This is a genomic window from Candidatus Methanoplasma cognatum (assembly GCA_009777615.1).
Lineage (GTDB): Archaea > Thermoplasmatota > Thermoplasmata > Methanomassiliicoccales > Methanomethylophilaceae > Methanoplasma > Methanoplasma cognatum.
Window position 1 is genome coordinate 194,722 of record WRLM01000001.1, and the last position, 19,771, is coordinate 214,492.

At 52.8% G+C, this 19,771-nt stretch carries 21 protein-coding genes and 3 tRNA genes; 11 read left to right on the forward strand and 13 right to left on the reverse strand.

Translation table 11 applies throughout. The features are described 5' to 3' along the window. Position 1 precedes the first annotated feature (1 nt). From FWG96_00850 to glmM, 8 genes are all read left to right on the forward strand, one after another. The gene (locus FWG96_00850; protein ID MCL2031815.1) at positions 2-880 is read left to right on the forward strand and encodes a chromosome segregation protein ScpA; all 879 of its coding nucleotides are present in this window, start codon (positions 2-4) and stop codon (positions 878-880) included. 1 nt (position 881) lies between these two features. Beyond that, positions 882-1,394, forward strand: coding sequence for an SMC-Scp complex subunit ScpB (scpB, locus tag FWG96_00855; protein ID MCL2031816.1), 513 nt, complete (start codon positions 882-884; stop codon positions 1,392-1,394). Positions 1,395-1,536: 142 nt separating this feature from the next. After that, entirely contained in the window at positions 1,537-1,758 is a 222-nt protein-coding gene (locus tag FWG96_00860; protein MCL2031817.1) for an LSM domain-containing protein, read from the forward strand. 43 nt (positions 1,759-1,801) lie between these two features. Beyond that, positions 1,802-3,436 (forward strand): ABC transporter permease subunit, encoded by a 1,635-nt coding sequence (locus tag FWG96_00865; protein ID MCL2031818.1) that lies wholly within the window; start codon positions 1,802-1,804, stop codon positions 3,434-3,436. Beyond that, the gene (locus tag FWG96_00870) at positions 3,429-4,559 is read left to right on the forward strand and encodes an ABC transporter ATP-binding protein (GenBank protein ID MCL2031819.1); all 1,131 of its coding nucleotides are present in this window, start codon (positions 3,429-3,431) and stop codon (positions 4,557-4,559) included. Before FWG96_00865 ends, FWG96_00870 begins: the two co-directional genes overlap by 8 nt. Beyond that, positions 4,559-5,641, forward strand: coding sequence for an ABC transporter ATP-binding protein (locus FWG96_00875; protein MCL2031820.1), 1,083 nt, complete (start codon positions 4,559-4,561; stop codon positions 5,639-5,641). The genes FWG96_00870 and FWG96_00875 overlap by 1 nt, the downstream gene beginning before the upstream one ends. Beyond that, on the forward strand, positions 5,634-6,311 hold the full coding sequence (locus FWG96_00880) for a DUF47 family protein (protein ID MCL2031821.1): 678 nt from the start codon (positions 5,634-5,636) through the stop codon (positions 6,309-6,311). Before FWG96_00875 ends, FWG96_00880 begins: the two co-directional genes overlap by 8 nt. After that, positions 6,312-7,670 carry a phosphoglucosamine mutase gene (gene glmM / locus FWG96_00885; GenBank protein ID MCL2031822.1) on the forward strand — a complete coding sequence of 453 codons (1,359 nt, stop codon included), beginning with the start codon at positions 6,312-6,314 and terminating at the stop codon, positions 7,668-7,670. It abuts the gene before it with no gap. Here glmM and speB read toward each other — a convergent pair. The 8 genes from speB to FWG96_00925 form a co-directional block, all read right to left on the reverse strand. Then, positions 7,663-8,523 carry an agmatinase gene (speB, locus tag FWG96_00890; protein MCL2031823.1) on the reverse strand — a complete coding sequence of 287 codons (861 nt, stop codon included), beginning with the start codon at positions 8,521-8,523 and terminating at the stop codon, positions 7,663-7,665. The genes glmM and speB overlap by 8 nt on opposite strands. A gap of 10 nt (positions 8,524-8,533) precedes the next feature. After that, positions 8,534-8,911, reverse strand: a complete 378-nt coding sequence (locus FWG96_00895; GenBank protein MCL2031824.1) for a translation initiation factor IF-5A — start codon at positions 8,909-8,911, stop codon at positions 8,534-8,536. A 132-nt stretch (positions 8,912-9,043) separates the two neighbouring features. Next, entirely contained in the window at positions 9,044-10,126 is a 1,083-nt protein-coding gene (locus FWG96_00900) for a ribosomal biogenesis protein (GenBank protein MCL2031825.1), read from the reverse strand. A 4-nt stretch (positions 10,127-10,130) separates the two neighbouring features. Further along, the gene (locus FWG96_00905) at positions 10,131-10,736 is read right to left on the reverse strand and encodes a class II aldolase/adducin family protein (protein MCL2031826.1); all 606 of its coding nucleotides are present in this window, start codon (positions 10,734-10,736) and stop codon (positions 10,131-10,133) included. Further along, positions 10,729-11,733 carry an S-methyl-5-thioribose-1-phosphate isomerase gene (gene mtnA / locus FWG96_00910; protein MCL2031827.1) on the reverse strand — a complete coding sequence of 335 codons (1,005 nt, stop codon included), beginning with the start codon at positions 11,731-11,733 and terminating at the stop codon, positions 10,729-10,731. Before mtnA ends, FWG96_00905 begins: the two co-directional genes overlap by 8 nt. A gap of 56 nt (positions 11,734-11,789) precedes the next feature. Then, on the reverse strand, positions 11,790-12,422 hold the full coding sequence (locus FWG96_00915) for a dihydrofolate reductase family protein (protein ID MCL2031828.1): 633 nt from the start codon (positions 12,420-12,422) through the stop codon (positions 11,790-11,792). After that, on the reverse strand, positions 12,419-13,450 hold the full coding sequence (gene rtcA, locus FWG96_00920) for an RNA 3'-terminal phosphate cyclase (GenBank protein ID MCL2031829.1): 1,032 nt from the start codon (positions 13,448-13,450) through the stop codon (positions 12,419-12,421). Before rtcA ends, FWG96_00915 begins: the two co-directional genes overlap by 4 nt. A gap of 157 nt (positions 13,451-13,607) precedes the next feature. Further along, positions 13,608-13,679 (reverse strand) — tRNA-Gly (locus FWG96_00925). Between the two features lie 235 nt (positions 13,680-13,914). Between FWG96_00925 and FWG96_00930 the strand changes: the two genes are divergently transcribed. After that, positions 13,915-13,990 (forward strand) — tRNA-Val (locus FWG96_00930). Positions 13,991-14,473: 483 nt separating this feature from the next. Here the strand turns inward: FWG96_00930 and FWG96_00935 are convergent. Next, positions 14,474-14,549, reverse strand: a tRNA-Val gene (locus FWG96_00935). Positions 14,550-14,706: 157 nt separating this feature from the next. Between FWG96_00935 and FWG96_00940 the strand changes: the two genes are divergently transcribed. After that, on the forward strand, positions 14,707-15,048 hold the full coding sequence (locus FWG96_00940) for an SHOCT domain-containing protein (GenBank protein MCL2031830.1): 342 nt from the start codon (positions 14,707-14,709) through the stop codon (positions 15,046-15,048). Positions 15,049-15,120: 72 nt separating this feature from the next. Further along, positions 15,121-16,506 (forward strand): aldehyde dehydrogenase family protein, encoded by a 1,386-nt coding sequence (locus FWG96_00945; GenBank protein ID MCL2031831.1) that lies wholly within the window; start codon positions 15,121-15,123, stop codon positions 16,504-16,506. Here the strand turns inward: FWG96_00945 and FWG96_00950 are convergent, their stop codons facing one another. The 4 genes from FWG96_00950 to FWG96_00965 all read right to left on the reverse strand — a co-directional run bounded on the left by FWG96_00950 (position 16,507) and on the right by FWG96_00965 (position 19,764). Beyond that, the gene (locus FWG96_00950) at positions 16,507-17,196 is read right to left on the reverse strand and encodes an anaerobic ribonucleoside-triphosphate reductase activating protein (protein ID MCL2031832.1); all 690 of its coding nucleotides are present in this window, start codon (positions 17,194-17,196) and stop codon (positions 16,507-16,509) included. A 4-nt stretch (positions 17,197-17,200) separates the two neighbouring features. Beyond that, the gene (locus FWG96_00955) at positions 17,201-18,109 is read right to left on the reverse strand and encodes an ACT domain protein (GenBank protein MCL2031833.1); all 909 of its coding nucleotides are present in this window, start codon (positions 18,107-18,109) and stop codon (positions 17,201-17,203) included. Between the two features lie 115 nt (positions 18,110-18,224). Further along, the gene (locus FWG96_00960) at positions 18,225-18,902 is read right to left on the reverse strand and encodes a nucleotidyltransferase family protein (GenBank protein ID MCL2031834.1); all 678 of its coding nucleotides are present in this window, start codon (positions 18,900-18,902) and stop codon (positions 18,225-18,227) included. Continuing rightward, on the reverse strand, positions 18,892-19,764 hold the full coding sequence (locus FWG96_00965; protein MCL2031835.1) for a helix-turn-helix domain-containing protein: 873 nt from the start codon (positions 19,762-19,764) through the stop codon (positions 18,892-18,894). Before FWG96_00965 ends, FWG96_00960 begins: the two co-directional genes overlap by 11 nt. Between the last annotated feature and the right edge of the window lie 7 nt (positions 19,765-19,771).

Sequence of the window (19,771 nt, forward strand, 5' to 3'; positions counted from 1 at the left end):
GATGGATGGGATGCAAATGGATGAAACAATGAAGAAAGAAGATATGGAACAGCACTTGTTGTTCCATAAGGCCCTGGCGGAGGACAGCGATGCGTATGTCAGGATAAACGGGTATATGGACATACTCGGGAAGGCCGGCTCCGGAGAGAGACTGAACGACCCTGTCGACGAGTCGATAAGGGCGGCTTTCAGCCTGGTCCTGGAGAACGGGATAGACCCCTGGGAGATAGATCTCAGAGAATTCGTCAAATTATATTCGAAAAAGGTGAACGAGAACAGATTCGATATGATCGTGGCTGGAAAGCTCATGCTGATGGCATGGAGGATCCTGAGACTGCAGTCGGAGGCGACCTGTTCCAAATCGGACGAGCCCTTTGAAGAGGAATTCTTCGATTTCTCCTTTGAGGACGAGGACGAGTCGCTCATAGTGCCAGAAGTTTCGTTCAGGCACGCATACAGCAGGGATCCGGTCCGCCCGGTGACGATGTATGAACTGCTTGACGCGTTCGAGGAAGCGAGAGAGGAGATGGACATCTACCTCGAGAGGGAAAGGGTCAGGATAGGACTTGAGGACAGGATACCGAAGAAATTCGACAACAAGGCCCATGATGAGGACGATAAGCAGGATGTGGAGTTCGTCTGGGAAAGGATAGTCAGGCTCGGCGCCGGTCCGATGCAGATCGACGAGCTTTACACAAGGGACATAATGGCGAATCTGAGGATATTCATCGCGGTCCTTCACCTCGTAAGGGACGGAAGACTGGAGATATCCCAGGCATCGCTGCCGAGAGGCGTGATCACCATAGAGATGAAAGTGCCGGGGATACCGACGACGCTGGAAAGCAAAGAGGACCAGGAAGAAGCAGAGGCGGTGAACTGAGGTGGATGAGAAGGGCGCGGTCGAGGCGGCACTCTTCTCCAGCGCCGAAAAGATCAGCGTTTCCGGCATAGCCGAGAAGACCGGACTCCCGGAGGAAAAGATAAGGTACGCTTTGAAGGACCTCAGGAAAGAGTATGATGATCGGAACTCGGCGATAATGATCGCCAAGATCGGAAACGAATACAAGATGATGCTCAGAACAGAGTACGCCGATTTCACCGGACAGTTCGCAAAGGCAGAGATGACCGGAGGGATGATGCGCACCCTCAGCACCATCGCCTATAATCAGCCTGTCCTGCAGTCGGAACTGTTCAAAACGCGCGGCGTCAGGACATACGACGACGTCCGCGCGCTGATAGAGATGGATTTCGTATCGGGGAAAAGGACAGGGCAGACGCTGGAACTGACCACGACGAAGAAATTCTCCGAGTATTTCGGAATAGGGAGCACAAGGGTCTCCGACATAAAAAAGTGGATAGAGTCTCAGGCCAAGAACATCGGCCCCGATCAGTGATATCCCGGCACAGCAAGGGCACAAGCGCCAATTTTTTAATGATGGCGGCCGCACAGGGCTAAGTCAAACCGCAGGATCAACGGCGCCCCTTCTCCAATAGGAAAAAGCTTTTAATCAAACACCTTATGGTCAGCCCGATAATATGGTAATGCCGCAAACGCTGTTGGAAAAATCGTTGGACAAACGCGTCTCACTCCTTCTCAAGGACGGGAGGGTATTGGAAGGCAAATTCACCGGTTTCGACGAGTACATGAACATGGTACTGGACGAGACCGTAGAGAACAATGTCGCCGGTGAGGAACAGAGGCGTTTGGGCACGGTCGTGCTCCGCGGGAACAACGTTGTGAGCATATCTATCCTTTGATATCGTGTTTTGATGATAACACATCAAAGAAGGTGCTTCCCACATGTCCCTTTTCAAATGGATAAACGACATCTCCAATAACGAAAGGTCGAGGAAAGCGTGGTTCTCCTTTGTCTGTTTAGTTTTTCTTATAATTATAATAATCCCGTCCATCTACGTCGTATTCAGGATGTTCACCGAATGGGGGACGGTCAGCGATGTGTTCGACGACCCGTCGATGATCTCCACGATAAAAGGCGCTCTGTGGAACTCATTCAGCATAGCCGGGATCGTGACGGTGATCGATATCATCGTGGGCATACCCATGGCCTGGATCTTTGTGAGGAAACAGTTCAAGGGGAAGAAATACCTCGACACGCTTATGGATATGCCTCTGGCATTCCCCACGGCGGTCCTCGGCATATCCGTGGTGATGTTCTGGGGGGCCCCCAATGGAATAAGCATACCCGGGCTGGGGCTCGTGATGTCCCCGTACATCATGCTGATCCTTCTACATATAATATTCACATATCCTTACATGGTAAGGTCTCTGTCCGCCATCCTGGAGCAGATAGAGCCCAATTACGAAACGGCCGCAATGACCCTCTCGGCGTCAAGGTTCACCGCCGTGAGGACGATAACCCTCCCCCTTTTCCGCGCCGGACTGGTGACGGGCACGATCCTTTGTTTTGCCAGGTCGCTTTCTGAAACGGGAGGAACGTACATCGCCCTGAAGATGATGGGCGTCGGCGACTCGTTCTTCACAGGACCGACCTTCATAGCATTCATGAAAGCGGATTTCGGCACTGACGCCGCAATGGGCCCGATGATACTGATCAGCGTTCTGATGATAATACTGGCGCTTCTTCTGCTGGTGGTCGTCAAAGTATTGATCATGAGGTTCAAGATACCGATAAAAAGAGTGTGGCCCGACTTCGGGAGGATGATAAGCAGAGGGACGGTGCCGAAGCTCAAAGATGCATTCTCTATCGCCTTCCTTGCGGTGATCGTTCTTCTTCCCACTTTCTACATATTCACTTATATGACGCAGCCTATGGCCGACATCGACTACGGCATGCTACTGTACTCGATCGGGATATCGTTCTTCATCGCCGGGGTCGCCGTGATTTTCGATATCGTGTTCGGAATCCCCGTCGCGCTGTACATCGCAAGGAAAAGGAATACTAAGTTCGGCAAGATCCTGGACAGCCTGGTAAACGTGCCCCTCATAATCCCCACGACAGCGCTCGGCTTCTCGCTGGCACTGTTCTGGGGCAGCATTTATTCGGGCGGTTCGCTGGGTCTGCTGATGGTGATAATGGGGCACATAGCGTTCACTTTCCCCCTTGTGGTGAGGAACATCACCGGCGCCGTCGAAGAGGTGGACGCTTCGTACGAGGAGGTGGCTATGACGCTTGGGGCAAAGCCGTTCCAGGCGTTCTCCAAAGTATTGGTGCCTATCATAAAGTCATCGATAATAGCGGGCGCGGTGCTTGCGTTCACCAGAAGTCTGGGGGAGACGGGAGCGACAATCGCCATAAGCAACTCTGTGAAGACGGTGCCGGTCTACATCATGGATCTGATCAATGTGCAGAATTATTCCGAAGCGGCATTCTGTTCGATAATCCTCATAGCTATATGTTTCGTGTTCATGTTCATCATAAGGATGGCGGTCAACAGAGGTGGTCACCATGCCTGAGATCGTTCTGGACGGGTTGTCCAAGGACTATGGCGGAGTTCCGGCCGCCGACGGACTGTCGCTAAAGGTGAACAACGGAGAATACCTTTGCATACTGGGGCCAACCGGGTCCGGGAAAACGACATGCCTCAGAATGATATGCGGCCTAACTAAGCCGGATGGCGGAAGGATCCTTTTCGGCGGAGCGGATGTGACGAATATGCCGGTCACCGAGAGGAAGGCGGCGATGCTGTCACAGGTATATTCCCTGTTCCCGCCGAAGACCGTCTACGGAAACGTGATGTTCTCACCCGAGATCAAAGAGTGGGAGGAGGAGGATGCCAAACAACTGGTCAGAAGCATGATAAAAATGGTGCACATGGAGAATAAGGTAGATTCTTATCCGCACGAGCTCAGCGGAGGCCAGCAGCAGAGGACTGCCCTTGCGAGAGCGCTTGCGTCCAATTCAGACATACTGCTTCTCGACGAGCCCCTAAGGGCGCTGGACGCCAGACTCAGACTTGAGCTCAGGCAGGAGCTGAGGTCCCTCGTGAAAGAGATGGGGCTCACTGCCATACACGTCACCCACGATCAGGATGAAGCCCTTGAGATGGCTGACCGCATAGCGGTGATCAGGAAAGGAAAGATAATCCAAGTAGGTACGCCGATGGAGGTCTTTCAGGACCCGAAGACACCATTCGTGGCGAATTTCGTAGGAAGGTCAAACATATTCTTGGGAAAGGTCCGTTCCGTCAGCGAGACGACATCTGAGGTGGAGCTGGAGAACGGCGTCGTCATAAAAGCGCGCAGGACCGACATCCCCATAGGCGGGGACGTAGCGGTGGCGATCAAAATAGGGAGCACAAGGATCCCGCCGATCCCGAAACCGACGGAGGAGAAGCCGGAGCCGGAGACGCCGCAGGGATTCTTTGCAGGAAAGGTCGAAAGGATACTGTACGAGGGGGCGACGATCACCATAGAGGTGGACGCCAAAGGAGTCGGGCTGGTGTCCTCCAAGCTTCCCAACAGAAAATACGACGATTATAAGGCGGGAGATGAAGTGATGGTCTATTGGCAGCCGGAGAAGGCCAGCGTTTTCGAGATACCTCCGGAAGGAATAGAAGAAGAGCTGAGGTTGGACTGATGAAGATAAAACTCGAGAACGTATCAATGAAATTCGGGGATTTCTATGCCATCAGGAACGTCAGCCTATCTATAGACAAAGGCGAATACCTCACCTTGCTCGGACCGTCGGGATGCGGCAAGACAACGCTGATAAAGGTAATATCTGGGATATGGAAGCCTACCGAGGGGAGGGTCTTCGTCGACGGGGAAGACGTAACCGATGTTCCCATTGAAGACAGGGACACGGGATATGTGTTCCAGAACATAGCGCTGTTCCCCAACATGAACATCAAAGACAATGTGGGGTACAGCCCGAGGGTCAAGGACATGTCCCAGGAAGAGGTCGATCGTATCTCAAAGGATAACCTGGAACTTGTCAAGATGTTCGACAGGGCGAAGATGTTCCCCTCCGAGCTCTCGGGCGGAGAGCAGCAGAAGGCCGCGCTCGCAAGGGCGCTGGCGTCTGGGTCGAAGATGCTCATGCTGGACGAACCCCTTTCCGCACTGGATGCCCGCGTCCGCGTCGAACTGAGATATGAGATAAGAAGGCTTGTGAAAAAGCTCGGGATAACCGTTCTGCATGTGACACACGATCAGGAAGAGGCTATGTCTGTGTCCGACAGGATAATACTGATGAGGGCCGGAGGGATCCAGGAGGTCGGTACTCCGCTGGATCTGTACAGGAATCCAAGATCGCTGTTCGCCGCATATTTCATAGGCGAGACGAACCTCCTGGAGTGCGCCGTATCGGGCAAGACCAGGACCGGGAAAACGGCCGTAAGGCTCAGAGGAGGCCAGACGGTAAGAGCGGCCAGATCGGATTTCTATACGGGAGATCCGGTGGTCATATCTGTCCGTCCGGAGAGCGTTTATACGGCGACCGACGGTCTCAAGGCAAAGGTGATCGGAGTGGTGTTCATGGGGACGTATTGGAGAATAAGGACGCTTGCCGAAACAAGCGATTACATAGACTATAATGTTTCATCGAACGACGAGGTGCCCGCGATAGGCGATAAACTGTACCTTGTGTTCAACAAAAAGGCGACGAAGGTGTTCGCAAGACCGGAAGAAGGATTAGAGGAGGCGATCAAGCTTGAATGATAAGAAGGGAATGCTTGGATGGTTTTCCAAGAGGAAGGAAGAAGTCGTCAGAATGGGTTCGAGGAGCCACGGCCTGGTGGTCCAGGACGCGGTCACCGAGCTGAATCTGGCGCTGACAGCAATGGGAAAGGGCGACCAGGTCAACGCGATGAAGTGTATCGAGAGACTGATGATACTGGAAAGAGAGGCCGACAAGATAGAGGATAAACTCTGCGCCGACGTCTCTGGAGGGGAACTGAGCGTTCAGGAAAGAGAGGATCTGATCCACTTCATAAGAAAAATGGACCAGATCGCAAACTGGTGCAAAGAGGGTGCGATCCACATACAGCTTCTGAAAGAGACGAATGCCCTTGTACCAGAGTATATATGGCTGGAGATCGGGAAGATGTCCGAGGAACTCATACCGGCCGTAAAGCATCTGGTGAAGATCGTCGAGAACATGGACAACGCATCCACGGAGACGGTCAGGAACATAGAGGCGGTATATGATCAGGAGAAGATAGTCGACGGACTGTACTTCTCCTGCATAAAGCAGGTCCATCTTTCTCCAATGGACCCGCGGGCGGTAATGCTGGTAAGGGAGCTCATTTTCACACTGGAGATGGCCGCGGACACATGCAAGAATTGTGCAGACACGCTCTCGATACTGCTGGTCGCAAGGAGGATGTGAGTGTCGGGGAGGCTTTTCGGCACAGGCGGAGTGAGAGGGGTCATAAACGAAGACATGACCTCAGACCTGGCGCTCCGGATGGGAAAGGCCATAGGCGCAGTTATGGGAGGCGTCGTGGCCGTTGCCACGGATACGAGGATCTCCGCCGACATGATGAAGATGGCGGTATCGTCGGGGATAATGGCCGCAGGGGCCGATGTCCTGGACCTGGGTGTGCTGCCCACTCCGGCCCTGCAATATTATGTCAAAACTCATGACAGTGTGAACGGCGGAGTGATGATCACCGCCTCCTACAGCCCCCCGCAGTTCAACGGGATCAGGTGCATCTCATCCGACGGCACGGAAGCAAGCCGGAAAGAGGAAGAAATGATTGAAGCCCGGTTTTCTGAGGACATACCATGCGCGCCCTGGAATTCGATCGGGGATATGCATAGAATAAGCAGCGCGGGAGAAGAATATGTTAACGCGGTGATCTCTAAGGTGGACGCGGAAATGATAAGGAAGGCGGGACTGAAAGTTTGTCTCGACTGTGCGAACGGCGCCTCTTATGAGACGTCCCCGCTCCTTCTCAAAAAGCTGAATGTCAGAACGGTGACCATCAACTGCAATCCGCAGGGAGAGTCCCCGGGACATCCGAGCGAACCGACCGAAGAGAATCTTAAGGACCTCCTTTCGCTGACAAGAGCCACGAGGTCCAACATAGGGATAGCTCACGACGGAGATGCCGGCAGGTGCGTATTCGCGACCAGCGAAGGAAGATACATAAGCGGGGATAAGAGCCTGGCACTTATGTCAAGACACGCCCTCTTAAAAGATAAAGGAACGGTCGTTACGCCGGTAAGCTCATCATCGCTCGTCGAAGATATCGTAAAAGGATCTGGCGGGTCGATCGAGTACACAGCGGTGGGATCCGCTGCCGTCGCCGGAAGGATGATCGAAACGGGAGCGGTGTTCGGCGGAGAGGAGGACGGAGGGCTGATCTTCCCGGAGCACCAATACTGCAGGGATGGCTGCATGGCCATCGCAAAGATGCTGGAATGCATCGCAAGGGAAGGGCCGCTCAAGAGCCAGATATCCAAGCTCCCCGTTTATTACAAAGTTAAGAGGAAGGTCGACTGCCCCGACGAAATGAAAAAGTATGTCCTTGAGCGGATTGCGGAAGAAAGCGCCGGAGAGAGGATGGACAACACCGACGGCATAAAGGTGATGTTCGATGACGGATGGGTCCTCGCCAGACCGTCTGGGAAAGAACCTGCGTTCAAGATCCTTTCCGAGTCAAAAGACGAAGAGATCGCAAGAACGATGGCAGAAAAGTACGAAGGCGTGGTCAGAGAGTATCTGAGCCAGGGTTTCAATTAAGACTTTTTGAGTGAACGGCAAGGACCTCTTTGATGAGCCTTGCCGCCAGTATTGAGGTTATGCCGCTCGGATCGGCCGGGGGGCACACTTCCGTCACATCAAAACCTACCAGTCTGTCCCCGATGATGTTTATTGCCTTCTTCACATCCATGGGATCAAGACCGAAGGGCTCCGGAGTGCCTGTTCCGGGCGCGAAAGCGGGATCGATGCCGTCAATGTCCAGAGAAAGGTACACGCGTTCGCTCCTTACGCTGTCCAGCGCTTTTCTCACCGCTTTTTCGATTCCGCTCTCTTTGATCTCAAAGGATGTTACATGAGGGATGACGTCGTCCCTTTCCAGCTCTTCCCTGGAGATCGACCTCACTCCCAGCGAGAATACGTTATCGATGCCCAGGTGCTCCGCGGCGCGTCTCGTGACGCAGGCGTGGCTGTACCTCGTCCCAAGATATTCGTCCCGGGAGTCAAGATGGGCATCTATTGTTATCAGGGCAACGTCTTTTTTCTTGAAGCACTGCATGATGGGAATGTTCACCGAGTGCTCTCCCCCCATCGCAATGGTGAACTTCCCGTCGTTGATGGCAGGCGCCATGAAGAATTTCACTTCATCGATCATATCCTCTGGAAGAAAAGGATCTTCGCAGTTGCCCTGATCGAATATGTTGAGGGGGGGAAGGCCGAGGCCGTGCTCGAAATGTATCTCCTCGAAATTATACGAGGATCTTCTTATGTGGAAGGGCGCCTCCCTGGCGCCCGGTCTGAAACTTGAGGTCCGGTCATAAGGGATACCCAAAATGAAGACATCGGCGGAGTCGTATTCCGATTCCGCGCCCGCGTAGGATATCCCATAAGGCACGAGCGTCACCTTACAGGAGTTTGTTCCTTCCCATAGCAACGATGTACATGACCTCTCCGCCCGCCTCAATGGTGCCTTCGTGATCCTCATTGATGGCCATGGAGAAGTTCTCGAACGTCTCAAGGTCCATTATCTGAACTTCGTTGCCCTGTATGGACAGCACCTGTCCTTTCCTTCTGTCTATCTGGGGGACCTGTACTTTTGTGCTCACCGGCGCGTTGATGGATTTCTTGGCGCCCGTGAAAATGTCCGCTGCCTCGATGTTCGCTTTTGCGGATCCGTGCTTTCCTGGTTTTGACGTGCTTATCGATATGATCTTGCAGGGGGACTCGTCAATGTTGACATACCTTCCGACCTTCAACTCTCTGATCTCTTTCATTTCCCACATTTTTGACCCTCCTCATGCCGCCGGCAGGCAGTCCGACCCTTCGAAACATAGGACGGACTGTAACAAATCGGATAATGGCAATATTTTATTAGAGCCCTATCCCTGCCGTATTTAATATATTTTGTGGACAGCTCAACGTCTGGGTTTGTTGCCGCGTTTTTTCCGCGGCGCACTCTGGCTCTGCGGTCTTTTCGGCGCTTCGGGGTAGCGTTCTCTGATGTCCTTGAGGCGCAATTCGAATCCCTCTTTGAGCGCGTCCCCTCTGAACTCTCCCTTGTTAGCGTCGATCTTCGCGGCGATCAGCACCTTCCCGGCAAGGGCTCTGGCTATCTTACCCCTCTGCCAGTACGGCGACCGGTGCACATCGGGATGCTGATATATCACTCCGTGCTTCGGAGGCCGTTTACCGGACCTGAGGTGCCTGAACATGGCCTTCTCGGCGCCCAGCAACTGTATCGTGGAAGAAGGCAGTGAGGACAGCCTCCCCAGACCTCCGGCCAAGGATATGAGTCTGGCCGAAAGCGGGGCGTCCACCAGGGCGCACATGTTCGGCGCGGCCTCCGAAGCTATCTCGGCGATATAATCCTCCATTCTTTTCCTCTCCTCGTACAGCCGCATCAGGGCATCGGCGAGGCCCATTATCTCCTTCAGGTCGCCGTCGTCGAGGTCGGCCCCTATTGAGCTGATGCCGAGGCCGAGTTCTTCGATTATCCTTTCCCGGCCGCCGTGTTCGCCGATCAGCGAAGCATAACGATCGTCCTTAGCGATGTCCGACAGCTCCGGGAAATGCATCCCGTACCATTCGTGAAGCCTTTCGTTCAAAAGGTTGGAGCTTTCTATGAGATCATCCAGCCCCCTTATCGCATGCACAAGGTTCCTGTCCCGCGGAACGGGTTCGGATGTTCTCAGCTTTCCGAGACCCAGCATGGCACGGTGCATGATATCTTCGGTGAATCCGAACGACATTGGATCAAGGAACGAGGAGTCATAGAACATAGGCTTTCCAAGCTCCGACTGCCTGGAGTCGGAGACGAATACCTTTGGCATCTTCCCGGCAAGTTCCCTTTCTTCGTCGAGGATGGAGCCTCTCTGCATATATGCGAGCTTCTCCGCGATAAGGTCCGGATCACCCGGCATGAGTTTTTTGTCAATGATCCTCCCGCTCTTCTCATCTATGAGAAATGTTCCGAACCATTTTGTCACAAGTACTGCCATGCGATCACATCTTCAAGAGTCTCTTTATCTCGGAAGGAGGGAGTTCATCCGTGTTCCCCGCCAGTATCTGCAGCCTTGCCTGGAACTCCAGTTCTTCCATCCTGTTGAACGCTTCCTCCAGGGTCCTTCCCTGGGTTATCGCCCCGTGTCTTTCCATCAGCATCGCCTTGCATGACGAGTGCTCGGCAACTGCGTCAACCAGTTTCTTTGATCCCGGCGTAAAGTAGCCGATCATGGGGACGTCGCCAAGCAGGATGACGCCTTCTGGTGTAAGTGAGCTTCTTATCTTTTCTCCTCTGACCGCGAGCGCGGTGCAGTACAGGGGGTGGCAGTGTATCACCGCCGCCGTATCCGGGTCAGCTTTGAAAAGTGCGATGTGGAACCTCTTTTCCATGGACGGTTTTCCGTCGGAGAGCACTCTTCCCCTCACGTCCATCAGCACCATGTCCTCGGGCCTGAGCAGGCCTTTGTTCCTGCCGCTCGGAGTTATGATGAATTCTTTATCGTTGAGGCGCAGACTCATGTTGCCTCCCGCCGATACGGTGAGGTTCCGGTCGTAAAGAAGCTTGCAGACCTCCGTCAGCTTGTTGCGCGCGAACTGTTCATTCATTGTCCATCACCTTTCTGATATCTTTCGGTTTTAGTATCCCCCTTTCCGTTATGAAGCCGGTGACGAGTTCCGCCGGAGTCACGTCGAATGCGGGGTTAAGGGCAGGAGACCCTTCGGGAGCTATCCTCATCCCGCAGACCTCCGTGACCTCTTTCTCGGACCTCTGCTCTATCTCTATTTCCTTTCCTTCCTTCATTTTGAAATCGAAGGTGGAGACGGGCGCGGCGACGTAGAAAGGTATGCCGAAATGCTTAGCGGCGATCGCTTTGTCGAAGGTCCCTATCTTGTTGGCGAAGTCGCCGTTGGCAGTGATGCGGTCCGCACCCGTTATTATCATGTCCACGCCTTTTTCCATATAGTAGGCGGATGCGCCGTCGGGGATCACGGCGTGGTTGATCCCCTCCTGATTCAGTTCCCAGGCGGTAAGCTGCATGCCTTGAAGCCTGGGCCTTGTTTCTGAGGCAAATACAAAGAACCTTTTGCCGTCTGCCCACGCTCTTCTTATCGGAGCCAGCGCCGTGCCGACATCGACAGTAGCGAGGGCTCCGGCGTTACAGTGGGTCATGACCTTCATTCCGTTTCTGATGAGCTGCGAACCGTGCTCTCCGATCTTTGTACATTTATTGACTATCATATCCGCATAATCGTCGGCGGCTTCGATCGGATCCGAACCGCCCTTGAGAAGACCGTACATATGGTCCACCGCAAAGAAGAGGTCGTTTGCGGTGGGCCTTGCAGCCTTGAGATCTTTTGACGCCTGGTCCGGATCTATCCCGGAAAGGGATGCCAGACACATTCCGTAAGCGGCGGCGGCCCCTATGGAGGGAGCGCCGCGCGTGGTCATGTTCCTTATGGCCTCCGCGACTTCTCTGTGATCGTTAAAAGAGACTATCTCCACCTTATGCGGAAGTTCCCGCTGGTCGATCATCTTTACGCTTCCGCTTTCGAACCATACTGCTCTGAGATCCCTGATCCCGCTCTCCGTTCTTACTTTCAAAACCGATTCTCCTTATTCTGTCATTCGGTTAGGATTATAAAGGCGTTGGCGTGAGGTCATTTCCTTTCAGGTTCGAAGGTAAGGACCACTCCGTTACCCATCACCATGCTGTCCTTGAGCACAAGCCTTACGCCGCCTTCTAGGACCCAGCCGTTCCCGCCGGCCGGCGTCGGGGCGTCCCTTCCGCCGATGATCAGCCCCCCGACGAACACTGTGTACCTATCCACCAGTCCTTCTCTGAAAAAGGAGGCGATCGTCTCCCCGCCCCCCTCTACAAGGATGCTCTCGATCCCTATGTCCTCGGCAAGTTCTTCCAGTACCTTTGAAAGGCAGATCTCGCCGTCATAACGTATCGTTTCTTCGCAATCCCATTCTTTTTCGCAGTCCGAGGATGTTATGATGACGGTCGGCGCCCGCTCGTCCAGCACCAGCGCGTCGTCGGGCGTCCTTCCGTGGGGATCTATCACGATACGTATGGGGTTGGTGTCATAATCCGATCCTTTCACGGTGAGGTGGGGATTGTCGGCAAGAACGGTACCGACGCCGACCAGGATAGCGTCGTATTTTTTTCTCAGCCCTTTAACTCGGTTCATGTCCTCATCCGAGGATATCCTGACCTGTTTCCTCTCTATGCCGGCGATCTTCCCGTCGGCGGACATGGCGCAGTTGACGTGAATGAAAGGTCTCACGGATATCCCTCCGACGATACGGAGAAATGGTATCCGTCGCTTTTCCTTTCCACACCGAACCGGACGTTGAGGAAGGATTCCAAAGTATCCATCTGGCTCAGAAGGTGTTTGCTTATTCTGGAGACCACGAAGCTGCTCTTGCCCTCCGCCATGGCCATGTAGGGCAGGAGCTGGTCCGCAGTGTGTACGTCTATCGTGGAACTGTTCTCCATTTCCTGGAGGAGGTCTTTGGCCGCATCTATCCCGGACCGCTCCGCCGGATGCCCTCTCGACGTGAGGACATTACTCGAAAGTCTGCCGTTCTCATAGTTTGCGACGAGGACAAGCCCGGCCCCCCTTGAGGTTCCGGTGCAGTTCTGGACCTCCGTCTCCACGTCGTGTTCTTCCCCCAGGGTCCTTACGCAGGCGTTCACCATCTCTCTGTTAATCTTTTCAGAAAGGTGCTGGGTGAAACATCTGACCTTTATGTACTTCAGTCTGCCCAGGTCATTGAGCTCGATAGGCGTTATCTTTCCGATAGGGTCCATTGTGACCGTCACATGCCCCCCGCCGATGGGATAGAATCCTCTTTCGATTATGTTCAGATGGGCGTTGATACCCATTCTTCTCATGAGCGGGAAAAGGACAAGCTCATATGAGTCCAAAGGGGGGGCCCACATGACATTCGTCCCGCCGTTTATGTCGATGGTCAGCTTTTCTTTGTTCTTCCTCGCCGCCAGTAGGACGGCCTGAAGCACCAGGCTTATGCTGCCCGCCGATCCGATATCCATCTTCAGGAAGGAGTGCTCCTCGTTGCCCGGATAGAACGTGAGCTCGCTTGAACCGATGGTGTTCCCCTCGACCTTCGAACCGGTCATCATGGCCACAGCGTTTATGGCGGTGGTGTGCTGTTTCGAAAGGCCGTTGGTGGGCCGGTTCTCCCTTATCCTTGTCAACCTGGTAGGTGTGCCTGTGATCGCTGACAGCGCTACGGAAGTCCGGACCATCTGTCCGCCACCCTCTCCTCTGGAACTGTCTATCTCAAGCATGGTATCACTGGCAGGAATGCAAGGAATGATATAAAACCTATAATAGAGAATGCGCTGCAAACCCCGATAAGATGAGGGATTTATCCTATTCTTTTCATAAACTCTTCGAAAACGGCGCGTTCATTGGTGTATATGCGGCGCGGAGCATGACGGAAGGTGCGATTGCCGGGATTCGAACCCGGGCTAGAAGCTTGGGAAGCTTCAGTCCTAACCACTAGACTACAATCGCTTGACCGCACATATTCACGGGACAGTTATATCTTTTTCCTTATTGGCTGAGTTCGATAATATGCCCTCACTTTTTTGGACCGGCGGAAAGAAGACGTCTTCGTGCCGCCGCTCTGTCTCAGTTCCAGCCCGCTTCACAGAGATCAAAAAGTTTGCAGGCCGTCAGCAGATTCACGCATCAAATTAACAAATCAAATGGACAGTTTTTAATAATTCTTCAGTGATGGTGGCGCACCGGGCTCGTGGTCTAGGGGTTATGACGTCGCCCTTACAAGGCGGAGGTCGCCGGTTCAAATCCGGCCGGGCCCACCAGTTTTACTCATATGGACCTTCGGCACAATTGTTTATATATAATGTAAGCTATATTGTTGGATGATACTTCCAACCAAGGCATATCACTCCGAACCGTAAGAATAACCATTCTTCTTCCTCCGTTCTTACGGTTCGAGAAACATTTTAAAAAAATGGCCGGAAACAATTGCGGCCAGATGAGAAAAGCGGCCCCCGCACATCATTTTTTCGACGTGTCATAAGGGCCCCCCGATCAGACTGGCCCGCGTCTTTTACCTTTGACCTATCATTGGTGAAGCGTCCATTTTTGTCCCTCGGCGAAGGGACTTGGACTCCTGCTGAAAAACCATCTGAAACCCATTCTATCACCGGCCCCATCAATAGGGAGATAATTCCCGCAGAGAGACATATAACCAAGGGCGCGGTTGTTACTGGAAATCAAGTCATGCGGCCTTACTGCGCCCTTCAGTCGAATAAAGGGCTCTAGCGATGTTGATCTATATATGGTGGGCCCGGCCGGATTTGAACCGGCGACCTTCGCCGTGTGAAGGCGACGTCATAACCCCTAGACCACAGGCCCGTGTCCCGACCTATTATAATTGGGGTATTTAACGATTGAGAGTGCATCCCCTGCCGAATTTCCCGCAGCGGCCGGCTAATTACCTATATAGAATACTCATTATCGCAGGCTTAGCAGAATCAGCATAAAATATGAGAAATGAATATGTATTGTTACAATGGGAAAAACATGTCTAGGTTGCGGTAAGGCCATGGGCGGCATGCTGGGAGCGTACGGGGTCAAACTCCTATACGGAGAGGTATGTCTCACCTGCAACAAGAAATTGAATTCGATACCGAACCATCAGTTCCTCACCCCCACTCAGATAAAGGACGTCATCAGCGGCAGGGTCCGTAAAGAGGATGTCAGGGTATCGTCCAACTTCGTGCATCCGGGCGAGGCCACCGAGAAAAAACTGTCTCCCGCCGAGGAGATCAGGCAGTACAAGGAACTGCTGGATGACGGCATCATATCGCAGGAAGAGTTCGATACGGTCAAAAGACGAATTATGAACCTCTGATCGCGGGATCGGATCCCGCCGAAGGCAGGGCGTTGCGTAAGGTTAACATAGCTATGCATGGTTTTGGTGGATATGGCGAATTCAGATCATCCCCCGTACGACGATGAGAAGTTCGAGACCGCTTTCCAAGCGGCCCTCCAAATAAAAAAGAGGGACTATCCTTCATACATAGGGGGCATGAAAGTAGCGTCCGGCGCGGAGTTCATTGTAAAAAGCCCTATCGACAGCAGTATCAGCTTCGGGGCGTTCCAGGAGCCGGAGGACGGGATAACCGACCTTGCCGTAGATGCGGCGGTGAAGGCCCACTCCTCATGGGCCAGCATGCCGGCGCAGGATAGGATAGGTTATTTTGATAGCCTGCTGGAGACCATCAGGACACAAAGATACAGGCTGGCCGCGATCGTCCTTCTGAGTTCAGGTATGACAAGGCAGGAATCGGTCGCGGAGGTTGACAGGCTCATAGAGATCATATCAGAGTGTGCCACGGCAAAGAGCATCAAGAAAGGAAAGACCGGAGTCTGGGGTATAATAACGTCGTACAACTCGCCGCTGGCGTCCCCCGTCGGCCATGCGGTCGCGGCGATGATCGCCGGCAATACGGTAGTGGTCATGCCTTCGAGATACTGCCCCGTTCCCGTTTATATGGCTTATGAAATGATGGAGAACGCCGGCCTCCCGCCGGGCGTGATGAATCTTATCGTCGACAAGAAGAACAGGACATACGAGCAGCTGGCCAACGACCTCAGACTGGAAGGCATACTGATATCCGGATCCGCCGACTATCTGGAGGATATGATGTTCCTTCAGATAGACGATGAACTGAAGGTCCTGAATGAGCTCAAAGGGATGAATCCCATAATCGTTCACAGGCCAGGCGATATAAACACGGCGGCGAAAGACATACTTTCGTCGGCGTTCAGATACAGCGGCCAGAGACTCTTCTCCTCGTCAAAACTGATCGTGACCTCTGAGGACAGCAACAGACTGATCAACGCGCTTCTGGAAAAAGTAAAAGAACTGAAGACAGGGGACCCGGCGGATGCGGACACCTTCGCAGGGCCGATGATATCCGAAGCCGCCGGAAAGGAGTTCGTGAATAAGACAGATAAGGTCAGAGGCAACATATTGTACGGGGCCAGGAAGGTCGAGGACGAGTTCACCCGCAACGGCTCGTATTTTACTCCCGCCGTCATCAGCGGACTCGGCGACGACAACGAGCTGATGTACATGGACTCCGGGCTGCCGATACTCAGCATAAAGATAGTACAGGATATGGACTCGGCAATAGAGGAGCTCGAAGAAACGGAATGCGGGCTTTCCGCCGGCATCATGTCAAAAGATCAGAGGGCGGTAGACAGGTTCCTTTCTGAGGCCGACGTCAAATTCAAGTTCGTGAACGAGAGCAGCACCTCGCTCCGCCCGGCGGCGTACGCCAGGGCGGAAGAGTTCCTCAAGTGATCAGACGCCCCTGATCCTTACTTTTTCGATATGTCCTTTGGCCGTCTCGGCCATCTTCACCAGCGCGGGCTTGGGATATGGCGTGACGTTCATTTTCGGGTCGAGGGTGACCCTCGGATCGAACTGCTGTATGATCATGCTTTTCGAACCGTCAAGGTCCGCGAGCATCTTTCCGAACGATCCGTGGGTTACGATGCCCGGGACCGCGACCGTCCGTATCTCATACGGCATCTCCGATTCGTGAATTATCCTGAGGCTTCTTTTTATCCGCTCTATATCGACGTCCGTCCCCGCAGCCTTGGAGTATGACGACGGATCGAGAGGGGCCATTATGTGTATGCAGACCTTGTCCACAAGCTTCGCTCCGACAAGGTCGTCCAATATGTCCGGATAATATCCGTTCGTATCCAGTTTTATCTTGATCTTAAGCTTCCTAAGATCGCCGATAAGTTTGTACAGGTCATTGTGCATAGTAGGCTCCCCGCCGGAGATCACGACTGCCTCCAAAAAGTCCTTGTTATCCTTTATGTATCCGAGAATCAGGGACAGGTCCATATCGCCGGTTCCGTCTAGGAGGTCCGGTCTGTTGCAGAAGGGGCATCTGAAGTTGCATCCCCCTAACAATATCATGCAGGCGTTCTTCCCCTCCCAATCCTGGAGGGTGGTCTTCACGAACCCCGCGATCCTCATGTCATCATCCTAAACCGGATATGTCTATGACCTCGAAGATGCCGTTCTGCTTTGAAAGATAGGCGTCAAGCATCTTTCTGAGCTCGGCGATGGTAAGGCCGCTGTTCTTCATGTCGGCCACCACCTCCAGCGACATCATCTGGTATGATATCACCACTTTTGAGAAGATGGAGATGATGTTTATCTTTTCCCTGGCAAGGGGTTCAAGCGCGATGTTGATGCTGCCGGGGCAGTCCGGGATGTCGATGTTGACCTTTATGAGCCTGGTATCCTGTTTGAAGAACACCACCGATACCAACCAGGACGAGGGATCCACAATGATCATTACTTCAGTTCCTTCGACATCGTTCAAAATATCCCCGTATTCGATGTTGAGGTCGAAGGTTCCGGAGTGGAAGGTCGTCGGCGAGCCGTGGCGCACCTCTTCTTTTACCTGGCCCTCGGATTCCTTTCTGAACATGCGGCCGATGTTCGCAGGTTTTATGCTTATGTATTTTATCAGAGAAACGGAGGGGTCGTTCTCAGCTTTGAGCTTCGCAAATCTTTCTTTGATGATGTCCCCCTCGCCGGCGAAATTCAGTTCGCACATGATGTTCCAAATTATCGTCGTTTCCGATATTCCGTTAAGAGATACGGAATTCAGGATGTTGATGCCCTGTTCGGCAAGGAATTTTGCGGACTGGACCGTCGATCCCGGTATGTCCTCCATGTAAACGTCGATACGGGTAAGGGCGCGGAAGTTCTCCTGAGGGTACATCGACAATATCAGTTCGTATCTCTTCGGTCCCTTCTCGGGATGTTTGAAAAGCGAGCTGTAGATGTAACCTCCTTCTACGAGCCCCATTATGTCGGTGAGCCACTTGTCCATGTGGATCTTGTTGTCCTCTATCTTGGCGAACTCCCAGTTCTTCATTTTAATCCTGTTTGGTAATCGGCTTTGCTCATATATCCTTTCGGTTAGGGAGCCTTGCCGAACAGAACGGGACATTGTCGCGTCCGAGGATACTGGAACGAAGAACAAGCCGGGATCAGAACTTCTCAGGGTTCCTTGACCGCAGGTCCTGCTCCCATTTTTCAATATACTCATCGGAGAGGTTGCACATCTCCTTCAAAATGGGTACTAGTATCCCCTTGCCTTCAAGTTCTTCGAGTCTGACGGTGATCCATGTTATCCATACGCCCTGCCCGGTCTTTGATTGTTCCTGAGCCTCCTTCAGTACGATATCCCAATTTACCAAATGCTCATAGTTTATGCGCACACAGTCCTCTATATCCCCAATTCTTTCGGTCATGCATTTGAACAGAAGTATGTCCTCAGGCGAACACACGCGCAGTATGATCGTTCCGAACCGTCCCGCCATGCTCGCCCTTTCCATCATGCCTCCGGAAAGTGAGAATCCGCCGCATACTGTTCTGCAGAAAAGATCTATCCTGAATTCGCCTCTTATGAATATCTGGGATATCGCCAATCTTGAATAGGTGTTGTGGTCCGGCAGCATCGACGTGAATCCCGCATTCTCCAATGACCGCAGAAGAGAATCGAATTCCTTTTCCGAGTTCACGACGAGATCGATATCTTTTGTGAGGTTCTTGCTTTTGTGATACATCAAAGCCCCGCCGCCTATGAGGTAAACGTCCACATCCTCTTTGATGAATGATGATATCTCGTTGAACAGCGAGCTTATCTGTTCGAACTCAGTTATCATACAGGTCCGCTCCGTACATCTTTGCGCGTTCGTTCATCTCCTCAAGCGGAGCCCATCCCTCAACGCCCCCGCCGCTCAGAACCGTCCGCATATCGTCTACGATGGGGTGCGGAACATCTTTCAATTCATGTTTGTGCATAACATAGAATATCAAAGCAAGCATCTTACTCCTCCAGTTTTTGTCCTTCTCAACCACATATAGGGAATGGAGAAAGACATTTCTTATATCCGGCTCAGTGTCAGAACTGCAGTAATAGTTTGTTCCCGGATGGATGTTCATCCCGAAATCCCCATACTTCGAGAACGCAGTCCTTGTGTTGTTCAGCACTCTGTCGTTTGAGAACACCAAGAGACCGCCCGACGAATGATATACTTCGGATCCGAGCGGCATTCTTGGATCGGTGAGTCTTGCATATGCGCCATATGAACGTGCGAATTCCATGATCTTGGGCCACAGTTCTTCGTTCACTGAGTATGTCGAACCCTCTTTCCTTACCATTCCCATTCTTCTCATCAGGCCGATCTTCCTTGTTATGGTGGTCTGGTGCAGTCCGGTCATGATGGATATTTCCGAAACCGTGCGCGGTTCGATGAGCGTTCTGATTATCTCCATCCCGCTGTCTGAAAGAGCTATGTACGAGTCAGGGGAGTCGTTGAGTATATCGATGAGGATCGCGACGTGCGTCTTTCTTTCTATGAAAAGGGTGCCTTGTTCAAGAAAGGCGATCTCTTTTTCAAAAAGGGTTCCCACGACCTTATATGTCTGAGACAAGCTGAGATCCAAAACCCTCGAAAGGGTAGGAACATCAACGGCCCCGTTACCGATCTCCGAAAGCGCACGCAACTCTCCTTTAGACAACATAAATGCG

Excerpts from the sequence above, each read along its gene's own strand:
- FWG96_00850 (MCL2031815.1), top strand. The coding sequence starts at position 2 with ATGGATGGGATGCAAATGGATGAAACAATGAAGAAAGAAGATATGGAA.
- FWG96_00860 (MCL2031817.1), top strand. The coding sequence starts at position 1,537 with ATGGTAATGCCGCAAACGCTGTTGGAAAAATCGTTGGACAAACGCGTC.
- FWG96_00865 (MCL2031818.1), top strand. The coding sequence starts at position 1,802 with ATGTCCCTTTTCAAATGGATAAACGACATCTCCAATAACGAAAGGTCG.
- FWG96_00870 (MCL2031819.1), top strand. The coding sequence starts at position 3,429 with ATGCCTGAGATCGTTCTGGACGGGTTGTCCAAGGACTATGGCGGAGTT.
- FWG96_00875 (MCL2031820.1), top strand. The coding sequence starts at position 4,559 with ATGAAGATAAAACTCGAGAACGTATCAATGAAATTCGGGGATTTCTAT.
- FWG96_00895 (MCL2031824.1), bottom strand. The coding sequence starts at position 8,911 with ATGTGGGAAATGAAAGAGATCAGAGAGTTGAAGGTCGGAAGGTATGTC.
- FWG96_00900 (MCL2031825.1), bottom strand. The coding sequence starts at position 10,126 with ATGGCAGTACTTGTGACAAAATGGTTCGGAACATTTCTCATAGATGAG.
- FWG96_00905 (MCL2031826.1), bottom strand. The coding sequence starts at position 10,736 with ATGAATGAACAGTTCGCGCGCAACAAGCTGACGGAGGTCTGCAAGCTT.
- rtcA (MCL2031829.1), bottom strand. The coding sequence starts at position 13,450 with ATGCTTGAGATAGACAGTTCCAGAGGAGAGGGTGGCGGACAGATGGTC.
- FWG96_00940 (MCL2031830.1), top strand. The coding sequence starts at position 14,707 with ATGGGAAAAACATGTCTAGGTTGCGGTAAGGCCATGGGCGGCATGCTG.
- FWG96_00945 (MCL2031831.1), top strand. The coding sequence starts at position 15,121 with ATGGCGAATTCAGATCATCCCCCGTACGACGATGAGAAGTTCGAGACC.
- FWG96_00950 (MCL2031832.1), bottom strand. The coding sequence starts at position 17,196 with ATGAGGATCGCGGGGTTCGTGAAGACCACCCTCCAGGATTGGGAGGGG.
- FWG96_00955 (MCL2031833.1), bottom strand. The coding sequence starts at position 18,109 with ATGAAGAACTGGGAGTTCGCCAAGATAGAGGACAACAAGATCCACATG.
- FWG96_00960 (MCL2031834.1), bottom strand. The coding sequence starts at position 18,902 with ATGATAACTGAGTTCGAACAGATAAGCTCGCTGTTCAACGAGATATCA.
- FWG96_00965 (MCL2031835.1), bottom strand. The coding sequence starts at position 19,764 with ATGTTGTCTAAAGGAGAGTTGCGTGCGCTTTCGGAGATCGGTAACGGG.